9 protein-coding genes and 1 pseudogene are annotated in these 10,579 nt (G+C 57.1%); 5 read left to right on the top strand and 5 right to left on the bottom strand.

Annotated features, from left to right (window positions below; genetic code table 11):
• On the bottom strand, positions 1-782 hold a 782-nt coding region (locus BSG20_RS33880; RefSeq protein WP_093041841.1), incomplete at its 3' end, for an ArdC family protein.
• 493 nt (positions 783-1,275) lie between these two features.
• Between BSG20_RS33880 and BSG20_RS33875 the strand changes: the two genes are divergently transcribed.
• From BSG20_RS33875 to BSG20_RS36110, 3 genes and pseudogenes are all read left to right on the top strand, one after another.
• Complete coding sequence (locus BSG20_RS33875; protein ID WP_072382189.1) at positions 1,276-1,548, top strand: hypothetical protein; 273 nt, start codon at positions 1,276-1,278, stop codon at positions 1,546-1,548.
• Between the two features lie 250 nt (positions 1,549-1,798).
• Complete coding sequence (locus BSG20_RS33870; RefSeq protein WP_244541528.1) at positions 1,799-1,975, top strand: transposase; 177 nt, start codon at positions 1,799-1,801, stop codon at positions 1,973-1,975.
• Between the two features lie 110 nt (positions 1,976-2,085).
• A pseudogene (locus BSG20_RS36110) lies at positions 2,086-2,196 on the top strand (succinate--CoA ligase subunit alpha); the annotation flags it as partial.
• 103 nt (positions 2,197-2,299) lie between these two features.
• Here the strand turns inward: BSG20_RS36110 and BSG20_RS33865 are convergent.
• The 4 genes from BSG20_RS33865 to BSG20_RS33850 all read right to left on the bottom strand — a co-directional run bounded on the left by BSG20_RS33865 (position 2,300) and on the right by BSG20_RS33850 (position 6,332).
• Positions 2,300-2,662, bottom strand: coding sequence for a type II toxin-antitoxin system RelE/ParE family toxin (locus BSG20_RS33865; protein ID WP_072382192.1), 363 nt, complete (start codon positions 2,660-2,662; stop codon positions 2,300-2,302).
• A 1-nt stretch (position 2,663) separates the two neighbouring features.
• The gene (locus tag BSG20_RS33860) at positions 2,664-2,915 is read right to left on the bottom strand and encodes a ribbon-helix-helix domain-containing protein (RefSeq protein WP_072382194.1); all 252 of its coding nucleotides are present in this window, start codon (positions 2,913-2,915) and stop codon (positions 2,664-2,666) included.
• Between the two features lie 577 nt (positions 2,916-3,492).
• Entirely contained in the window at positions 3,493-5,577 is a 2,085-nt protein-coding gene (locus BSG20_RS33855) for a carboxy terminal-processing peptidase (RefSeq protein WP_072382196.1), read from the bottom strand.
• Between the two features lie 224 nt (positions 5,578-5,801).
• The gene (locus tag BSG20_RS33850) at positions 5,802-6,332 is read right to left on the bottom strand and encodes a DEAD/DEAH box helicase family protein (protein WP_072382198.1); all 531 of its coding nucleotides are present in this window, start codon (positions 6,330-6,332) and stop codon (positions 5,802-5,804) included.
• Positions 6,333-6,765: 433 nt separating this feature from the next.
• Here BSG20_RS33850 and BSG20_RS33845 point away from each other — a divergent pair, with 433 nt between their 5' ends.
• On the top strand, positions 6,766-8,535 hold the full coding sequence (locus BSG20_RS33845; RefSeq protein WP_072382200.1) for an adenylate/guanylate cyclase domain-containing protein: 1,770 nt from the start codon (positions 6,766-6,768) through the stop codon (positions 8,533-8,535).
• A gap of 436 nt (positions 8,536-8,971) precedes the next feature.
• Complete coding sequence (locus BSG20_RS33840) at positions 8,972-9,799, top strand: class I SAM-dependent methyltransferase (RefSeq protein WP_093041838.1); 828 nt, start codon at positions 8,972-8,974, stop codon at positions 9,797-9,799.
• Positions 9,800-10,579: the final 780 nt, after the last annotated feature.

Raw genomic sequence — 10,579 nt, 5'->3', positions numbered from 1 at the left:
TGATCGGGCCGCGGCTCGAGTTCGGGAACGATGCCGAGATCGGCGCAGAGGAAGCAGCTGCCGAGTTCGGCGATCAGTTCCTCGCGGGCGCGGTCGCTTTGGTCCTTGGCATAGCGGCTGAGATCGCGATCCAGTCGGTGTGGCGCCGCCGTCCAGTGGGTCAGTTCGTGACTGAGGATCGCGACATAGGAGGCCGCGTCGCGGAAGGCTTCGAAGGCGGGCATCTGGATGTGATCGCGAGCTGGGGCATAGTATGCCGTCGATCCGCCGTGCCGGATCAGTGCGCCGGTGTTGGCAAAGAAGCGGTCGGCATGGCCGATACGGACCATCGGATCCGGAACGGGTGTGAGCTGATTGAAGCGCGCGTCCAGGCCGGCAATCTGCTCGGCATTGAAGACCGTGTAGGCCTCGAGAAACGGGATATCGTGCTCGACCGCTTCGCCAGTATCGGTGGTTTCGGTGCGGATGAAGGAACTGGCAAAGACGACCGTGGTGCCGGTCTCGCCCTTGCGAACTGCCGCCCCCAGTTCGAGGGCCTGGCGAAACGTCATCCAGATCGGCGAGGTAAAGCCGCGGGCGATCGCTTCGGACCACAGAAGCAGGACGTTGATGCCGGAATAGGGTTGGCCGTTGTGGCGCAGAGGCCGGGTGATCCGGTCGGTCGCCTGGGCTGAGCTCCAGGGTTTCATCCAGGGTCGCACGCCCTGTTCGAGCTCGGCGATGATCTTGTCGGTGATGCGGCTGTAGATATCGGCTCGTTGGTGGGTTTGTTGCCTGCTCATGTTGAAACCTCCGTTTTGAGGTCGCGACCATCGCGACCTGCTACGGCGGTCCGAATGCCGGGCGTCAGGCGCAGGCCCGCACCCGATAGGGCCGCAACGGACGTGGAGGACGGCAAAGCCGTTGCGGGGCGGCGCGGGCCCGGCAGGAACCTAAAGCCGGGGCAGGACGCAATGGTCGCTTGCAAGGCGGGGATTGTTCGACGTTGGGCAACACCCGCCAAATCCACTGGCAGGCAAACGATATCTGCGGAGAGATTGGCCGGCCGCGAAATCGACGATGCCTCGCGCGAGGCGGTCGGATCTTCGTTGTGCCAGGCAGCCCGCGGCCCTCTACCGTCGTGAAGGCGTAGCCAATGAGGGAACCACCGACGAGCTGCGCCAGGGCTTATCGTCTATCTGATCAGCCACGGCAGGCCAATTGCCGAAGTGCTCGCACCAGACCGCAAAGACATCATGGCCGAGTTCGAGCAGAACTTTGAAGGCATGACCATCGATGACGTCGCGCTTGACGCGCTATACGCTACTGGCTGCTCGGGAGCAAATCGTCGAAACCATTACCGGCGCCATGCCGGCAGCGCATCGCGAGTTTCTCGTCGGATTCAAGAAGGGCACGCCGGATTGGGAAAAGCTTGGACTGCCTGACGCGGCAGAACTTCCCGCAGTGAAATTCAAGCAAATCAATCTCGACAAGCTACCCAGGGAAGTGCGCGCGAAGCATGTGGATAGCCTTTCCAAGGTTCTTGGTATCGAGGATGGCCGCGGTTGAAGCTTTTCTCAGGCGGGTCGCAAATCAGGTGCTCAAAATCTGCAGGATTTCCTTTGGTGCGTGCGCGCGCGCCAAGCCCGTGGGGCTACGCAGAAGGTCTGAATGCAAGGGTGTGGTGGTTCGAGTTGTAGGCGGTGCATTGACCCCGTCTAGCGCTAGCGGGTGATCGGGTTTATTCGTGTGAGCTCAGGGAATGAGATTGGTGTGAATTGCTATGTCTGAACCTATGTCCGAACATAGAACGTTCCATATGTTCGAAGCCATTGCGGCGGGTTTAGGGGGCGCGCCGCGAGAGATTCAACGCTGGTCAGATGAGTTCAAGGCTCAGGCGGTAGCCGAAAGCATGGAGCCGGGTGCCATGGTGCACGCTGGCAGCGATGTTAATCCCGATCTGGGGAAGATCCTTCGAGCGGTTCGCAAGGCATGATCGCCTCCGGTGTGGTGGCTTACGGGTCGTGCCAGCCAGTTGACTTTCGCAAGGGACTGCGTCGTTGACGGGGCTGGTGCGGGATGGCGGCCGGGATCCGTTCAATGGCGCGAATGGTCCATGCCCGCGCAATGATCTCCGCCTTCGGGGAACCGGCCCAGGAGAAGGTCGAGATCCTGAAGAGCGCGCGCGTCACCATCGTGCCGAGCAAGGCGGCCTGAACGGGTCCCCCGTGTCCTCGCGACTGGGCATCGCATCTTCATTGAGAAGTCTCTGTGTGTTCCGGGCTTGCACTCCTCGCTTTCCTTTAGGAAGCGCCAACGCCTATGGCTTAGAAGGCTCAGCTTTCTCCGATAGTACCGCCAGGTCCCCAGCAAGGCGCACCGGCACACCCATCCGCTCGTGCAAAATGCTCATCACACCGAGATCGCCGTTATCGAGTTCTCGGAAGAACACGTAGTGATGTTCGTAGCGGCTGAAATGCGCCTCGCGTTTGACATCAGCGGGAACCGCAAGCCGTTGCGGAAGCTTCCGCCATATCGCCTTTTCCTCGCACAACCGCTGCAAATGAGTATGCCAGCCGATGATGTAAGTCACCGCCTGCTTCTCACCCCATTTCTCAACGGTATCACGCCAAATTTTGTCCTGCGCCGCGTCCGCGCGCGGGTAAAACCGATACGCAACCATATCAACGGCGCTGGTTGCGACGGATTACATCCTCGGCCGTGAGTGTGACAAATTCACTGTCATCGGCGCGCATGGCAGGAGCCAGTTCCTTTTGCAGCGACTCCCATGCCTCATCCCGCGTCTGCAAGTCGCGGCGGATTAGCGCACGAATATACTCGCTGGCATTCTCGTAGAGGCCATCCTCACCAATCTGCTGCTGAATATGGGCCTGCAACTGGCCGCCGACCTTCACATGGATGCTTCCCGAAGCCATTTGGCATATCCTTTCGTCCTCTCTTCATGTTGGGTCGCGTAGCATATATTGTCAATATTCATCACCACGCTTCTATGGGAACGCGGTGTGAACCGTAAGCTGGCGGTCCTATGGTGATGGCCTCAAGCTCAATGCCTCAAGGAACGCCACGAGGCGCGACCGACGCAGAACAACTGCGGCTAGACAAATTTTGCGAAAGACCCAGTCGCTACCACGAGAGGCCGTTTAACAAATTCGCAAGTCTGGTAGTGGAGACCGATCGCTCACGCCCCGTAGTTTGGGATGATCGATCAAAAGCCTCTATCTGCGTTTCAACAGAGCCACCTCCCGGCAATTCTGTTTTGATCGTGAATGCGTCGTCTGAAATTTGGCCGCGGTTCTGCACGATTGTCTCATGGAGAGCGACGTGCACACCGTTCTCTGGCGTTATCTGCAGCTCCATGTGTGCAGCTTTCTTCATCTCGCCATAGAACGTCTTTTCGAACGTCGCTTGCAGACGATCGTTGTTGTTTAGCGTTTTTAAGAGCGCATTTTTGAAAAGATGCGCTCGCCTGGAACGATGATGACTGCACGAAATTTACTGCGGAGAGGCGCCTTCCTGCAAAACCGCCTCATCGGCAAGAATGGCGGCGGCCTCTTCGAGCAAGACGTCTTTTGCCTTCTTGCGGGCGTTTTCAATGGCAATATCAGCACTCAGGCTGCGCTCGTTTGCCTGCAGGCCATCATCTCCGCCAGGATCTTCGGCATCGCTTAGTTGCGCCCGAGACTTGAGGCGATCATCTCGAGCAGTAGCTTCTTTGCGACGTTCGGCTTCATTGAGGGAGACGACCCCTTTCTCGCGCTGCGCCTTCAGATCGGCAATGTCCTCTAAAACGCGTTGGAAATCCGGATCTCTCTGCACCCGAGCATCATGGCGGCTTTGCAAAGTCGGCAGCAGCGTCATTATATTACCGGTGGGCGCATAGTTCGCAGGCTTGACCTGGGTCCACGGCAGGGCATTCTCATAACTCATCTCACCAAAGCTCGTCGGATCCGCAAATCCCGGCAAGCTGATATCAGGCGTCACGCCGCGCAGCTGTGTCGTACCGCCATTGACGCGAAAAAACTGGGCAATCGTCACTTTCAGCTCACCGAATTCGGGTTTGCTGTTGCGAACCATCTGGTCAAGATTGACGACAGTTTGAACGGTGCCCTTACCGAAACTGGGTTCGCCGACGATCACGCCTCGACCGTAATCTTGGATAGCCGCGGCAAAAATCTCCGAAGCCGACGCCGACCCGCGATTGATCAGAACACCCACCGGGCCTGTCCAGACAGGCGCTGGAAAATCAGCGCTTTTTACCGCGACCTTACCGTCGCTACCGCGTTGCTGGACGACCGGGCCATTGCCGATGAACAGACCGGTCAAATCAATCGCCTCGTTCAATGAACCGCCGCCATTGTTGCGCACGTCAATGAGAACGCTGTCGACCTTTTCTTGCTTCAGTTCGCCGAGAAGCTTGGCGACATCGCGGCTTGCACTTTTGTAGTCCTTGTCTCCTTTGCGCCGGGCTTCAAAATCCTCATAGAATGCCGGCAGAGTTATCACACCGATTTTGCGCGTGGCTTCGCCCACTTTCATGGACAGCACGGCCTTCCTGGCAGCCTGTTTTTCGAGGTTGATTTTATCGCGCACCAGGCTGACAACGCGATGGGTGCCATCTGCTCCGGCATCCGCCGGCAGGATGTCCAAGCGCACGACGGAGCCTTTCTTCCCTCGTATCATTTGCACGACTTCATCAAGGCGTGTGCCCACCACTTCCTTTATCGCCCCATCCCTGCCTTGACCAACGCCGGTAATGCGGTCTCCGACCGAGAGCTTGCCGGACAACTGCGCCGGCCCGCCAGGCACGAGCTCACGGACCGTCGTGTAATCGTCGCGTTCCTGCAGTACCGCACCGATACCGACCAGCGAAAGCTTCATCGAGATATTGAAGTCGGCCGAAGCGGTCGGGCCGAAATAGTCCGTGTGCGGGTCGATAGATGCTGTATAGGCGTCCATGAACGACTGGAAAACGTCGTCGCTTTTATACTTGTAAGCGCGCTCGAGAGCGTTTGCGTAACGTTTGTCCAGCGTTTGGCGAACAGCCGCGTCGGTTTTGCCGCCCAGTTTCAACCGCAACCAGTCACTTTTGGCGCGCTTGCGCCAAAGTTCATTGCTCTCGGATTCCGACTGCGGCCAAGGCGCTTTATCGCGCAGGACGGAATAATCTTCCTGTGCACCGAAATCGAAGTCCTGCTTAAGCACGTCTCGCGCGTAGTTCATGCGGTCGACAACGCGCTTTTCATACACGTTGAAGATCGCAAACGGGATCTTCAAGTCCTCCCGTTCGATGGCATCGTCGATCTCGCTGCGGTCAGACATGAACCTGTCGATGTCCGCTTGCAGGAAGAACACGCGGTCCGGATCGAGCGATTTGATGAACCGGTTCATGATCCTGGCCGACAAGGCGTCGTCAAGTGGAACGGGCTTGTAGCTAAAGCGCGACAGAAATTTTGCACTCAACTGAGCGGCTTGTGCCTGTTGCTTTACCGGCGCCAAAACAGGCGGTGATGCGACTTCAGCATTTGCCGACTGTACGATTGCAAGAAGTGCACCGAGGAAAACGTATGGTATGCGCATTCAGCGTTGATCCAATTCTTAATGCCGAGCGTCGATGTGCGATCTAGGTGGAGCAATTATGGTTTTTTGGCAACCAGGTGCATCATCCGCGCCAATTCTACAGCCGAAAAATCCGTTCAAACGACAGCGAACAAAGACCCGCGCAACTTTCTCGCCGCCATCAAGCTGGCTGCAACACGCTCTGGATTCAGGTCGTAATGCCCTAGACTACGGCGCGCCGGCCCTTAGTCGACCTCTCTGCATTTCGCTAGAATATCGTCGACAACGGAGGCGAGCGGCGCAGTGGCGTCAATGGTCGTCGCGTTCTTGGGAATGTCTTCTTCCGTCGCATGCAGTCGCACAATCACTTCTCGTTGGGCTGGTTTTCCGCCAAACTCGTCTTCAGGTCTCCTGGCAAGCCGCCCCTTCAACGTGTCCAAATCGACATCGAGAACGAAAACCCCGTCAAACAGATCAATAAAGCGATGGAAATTCCTTGAGCCGCCGCAGAAGAAGGAGATCGGCTGGCTTTGATCGGCCACCAGGAATTTGACTTTGTCGACATACCAAAGGTGGTGTTCATGCCCAAAGGTCACATCCAGAATGTTCTGCTTATGCGCAGAGCCATCCAGCGGTTTACCCGTCTGGGGATCTCCTTGATAAGACAACTCACGGTCACCGTGGATGGCGTGGTAACAGCGCTGCTGCAGTTCGATAGCAACTGAGGTCTTGCCAGTCCCGGAAACGCCTTCGATCAAATAGCTCCCGACGCCCATTTCGCTCTCGTTCGATGAACCGCACGCTCTTGGCAACGGCCAGGTACCCATGTCGCCTTTTGCACGGTGCAGAAGTCTGGGACGTTAAGGTCCGCTTTGGGGCCGATAGCGGCCTGCCCAAGTCCAATCAAGGGTGCAAGCAAGTTTCGTTTTGAATATGACTCACTCGGACATTCGATGATAATGCACTTGATGTCTTAGTATTCCGATGACGCTGAATTGGTCTCCCACCATCGCAAAATGTCACAACCCATCCGAGGCTCCGAAAATCGAAGCTCGAAACGACAGCGGCCATTACCGGCTATGATGCCGCTTTTCCCCGTGCGGCACCCAGCCTCCTTCGAAAGAAGGTGCTAATTTTAAGATAGGCGATTGCATTGGGGTGCGCTAGAATCGCTCCGGACCGCTGATCTGCCAGTCCGGTGACAACTTGATGAAACAAAGACTCGCCGCAATCCTGGCGTCCGATATGGCAGGCTATAGTCGGCTAATGGAGGCCGACGAAGCAGGCACGATCGCCCGCCTCAAAACGCACCGAATCGAATTGATCGATCCCGCCATCGCAAAGAACGAGGGCCGGATCATCAAGACGACGGGCGACGGCATGCTGGTGGAATTCCAGAGCGTCACGGACGCGGTGAAATGCGCCGTAGAAATCCAGCAGCGCATGAGGCGGCGCAATTCGGATGTGTCTCAGGATCGGCGGATCGAATTCAGGATTGGCATCAATCTCGGCGATATCATTTTCGACGACGACGACATCTTTGGCGATGGCGTGAATATCGCCGCCCGGATCGAGCAGCTGGCCGATGTGGGGGGAATCTGCGTGACGGCTGCGGTGGCGACGCAGATTGCTGACCGTCTCGATGTCCCCATCGAGGACCTGGGCGAGAAGACGCTAAAGAACATCAGCCGTCCCGTGCATCTTTATCGGTTGGGGCTAGAGGGTTCCGTCCTGCCGACCCCGCCGGAGGAAAAGGACGCGAAGCGAGCCCTCTCCAAGCCCTCGATCGTCGTGCTGCCGTTCGACAACATGAGCGGCGATCCCGAGCAGGAGTTTTTCGCGGACGGCTTGACCGAGGACATCATCACCGAGCTGTCGCGCCGCCACGAACTCTTCGTCATCTCGCGCAATTCCAGTTTCGTCTACAAGAATCAGCCCGTGAACGCGCGCGAAGTGGCCGAGAAGCTTGGGGCCCAGTATCTGGTGGAAGGCAGCGTCCGGAAGATCGGCGACAGAGTGCGGGTGACGGTCCAGCTCATCGACGCGGCCAACGATGCCCATGTCTGGGCCGATAGATACGACCGAAGACTGGACGACATTTTCGCCATTCAGGACGAGGTGACGGCGGCGATAGCGGCCACTCTGCCAGGGCGTCTCGAGGCCGCCCAACGAGACCAGCTCGCCCGCACGAAGCCGGCGAACATGGCCGCCTACGAGTGTGCTCTGACAGCCAAGGTGCTGCACCACCGGGGCACCATCGCTGACAATAAGCAGGCCCAGGCTCTGATAGACAGGGCACTCTCACTCGACCCCGGATATGCGCATGCCCATGCCTGGCGGGCCTGCATCCTCGGGCAGGCGTGGGTGCTCGGCTGGTGCGAGGACAAGGATGCAGTCTGGGCCGAGATCGTTGCCGAGCTGGAACGGGCGCTGGGGCTCGACGACAACGATGCCGACGTGCATCGCATCCTCGCCGCCGTGAACGTGAACAACAACGAGCTAATGACGGCCCGCTATCACCAGGAGCGTGCCCTTTCGCTCAATCCCAATTACGACCTGGTGGTGGTCCAGCAGGGCGAGCTGCTGACGTGGCTTGGTCGGCCGGAAGAAGGGGTCGAGTGGATTCGCAAAGCAATGCGGCTCAATCCCCATCACCCGGAACGATTCTGGAGTCATCTCGGGAAGGCGTATTTCGCCGCGCGGCAATACGGTGAAGCAATCGAGGCATTCATGCACCTTTCGGTGATGGATCACGTCCAGCACGCCTTCGTCGCCGCCTGCTACGGTTGGCTCGGCGACGACGTTGCTGGTTCTGCGCATTTGAAGAAGGTCAGAGCGCTCGCCCCCGACTTCGGCCTCGAGTCCTTCCTCGCCACCTTGCACTACGCTCAAGAATCCGACATGCAGCACATCCGCGACGGGCTTGTCAAAGCGGGTGCAGACGACGGCTTGCCAGCGAACGACATCGGGGTGCAATAAAGCCTCCTGCTCCCGCCTCGTCCTCGAGACTATCAGGCTCAACCTGGCGGGTTGTACACCACGCCGTAAGCGGTGCTTGACGGGTCCGCCGCTTGAGCTACACTCCAACCCATCATGTTTCTGACGCTGACCACGGATGAATTGGCAGCTGTTATTGAGGCAAGTCGAGAAGGGTCGGCGCTGAGAGGTGCCGGCCTTTTTCTTTGCCTTTGTCGCGCCGATTGGTTGCGGCAGTGGAAAAGCGCGCTCAACTTTGAATTATGCCTTTAAAGGGCACGACACGGCATGCATATTTCCCCGGGAACTACGGTCTTATCAGGTCATCGCTACAACCAATTGGCAACATTTGATACATCGATGAACGTAGTTTTCTGCGTTGACGACGGACAATCCCATCACCATGCTGATTTGAACAAATCTTTTGGGGGATTTATCTATGAGCATCGTAGAGACACTAGAAAGAGATCAGCCTCGCTTCCATTGGGGCGGAACACAAAGCTGGAACGCCGCTCCGGAGACCTTGCGTGAGATAGAAGGATCAGTGTCCAAAGGCATGCGCACTCTAGAAACCGGGTGCGGCGCATCTACGATTGTCTTTGCCTCAAAAGGAGCCCACCACACCGTTATCAGCCCAACTCATGACGAACACAAACGAGTTCTGAGCTATCTTCGTGAAATTGGCATAGATAATCCGCATCTCGAATTCGCAGCAGGTTTTTCGGACGACGTTTTACCGAGGATCTCTAATCACCCCGAACGTTTGGCGGAGTGGGACGCATGGTTCGCGAACAATCTGGGAGTGGGAGCAACATCAGAGATATCCAGCTCTTCCGACCATGTCGAATTATGGAAGGACGGCGCGGAGCGTATTTTCGACTACATATTTATAGATGGCGCTCACTCGTTCCCATATCCTGTCATTGATTGGCACTACGCCACGAGAGTACTGAAGGTTGGCGGTCATCTTTTGCTGGATGATATTCCTATACCTGCCGTAGCATGTGTTTATCGATATATGATTTCTGATCCTAGCTGGAGACTCATAAATATTCTTGACAACAGAGTTGCGGCCTTTGAGCTTGTCGCCGAGCCAGCACCTGAGGACTACACGCTCCAGCGTTACAATAGGCGTCCTGATTTCGGTTTTTTACCGCTTCACCAACGATCTTACATGTTGATCGCAACGGAAGTTAGGCGGATGAGGCGGGAACTCGGAAACCGGATGCCCGGCTTGCGACAACATTGGCGGCGCCTCCACCAATAGTCCAATGACGTATGACGATCGGAACTGAATGCAACGCAATTTTGGTGTTCGTGTCCTGCCATTTCGCGAGGACATCCGCCACTTGCGTCAGAGTTAGCCCTAGCCGACGGCGCCATGAGCCGCGGCATCACACTCGGCTGGAAACCCGAGTTCGAACGGAAATAAACATGCGCCACAGGCGGGGCATCGACCTAGCGCCGCCTGCCGACTTCGCAGTCAATCTGGAGCGCGAAACACTCGGATCGTTGCCGGAGATGTACGTCCTTGTGGCCGCGCCCCTTGTGTCTGAAGAGCGCGCCAATCGACCGATGGGAACTTGGCCGGCGGTTGGGGAAGCGAGCGCCCCTTGCCAATTTGGCAAAGAGATTGAAATGTTCCGGCTGCGGGAACCATGCCGGCAATAGAGGCCACGCTCGAGGAGATGTTACAGGACTTCGCGTTCTCGGCACGGGCGATGTGGGAACCCTAAGCAACTAGTTTCCACGGTATAACGGCGCTCCGTCTCTCTATTTCGAACCGGATACCATGGGGCCGGTCTTCGTATCTGCTCGTTGGGGTCTGCAGCCACCTTGGATTAAACCTGAACGTATCAGGTTGATCGCTGTGGTCCGTCGACATTTAAATCTTCTCCGTAGAAACCGATCAACAGCTCTGATGTTCCGGGCGTAGCGCGATTTTCGCTAAGCTAAAGCTTGTCGCACCTAAATCGCCTCATACCCTGCGGCCTTGAAGTAGTTTCGACATTCTTCAACGGAGAACAGTGCACAGATGTCACTGAGG

Source organism: Rhizobium tibeticum (assembly GCF_900110205.1).
Lineage (GTDB): Bacteria > Pseudomonadota > Alphaproteobacteria > Rhizobiales > Rhizobiaceae > Rhizobium > Rhizobium tibeticum.
Note: the sequence above shows the minus strand (reverse complement) of the source record. Positions and strands in the feature narration are given on the sequence as shown.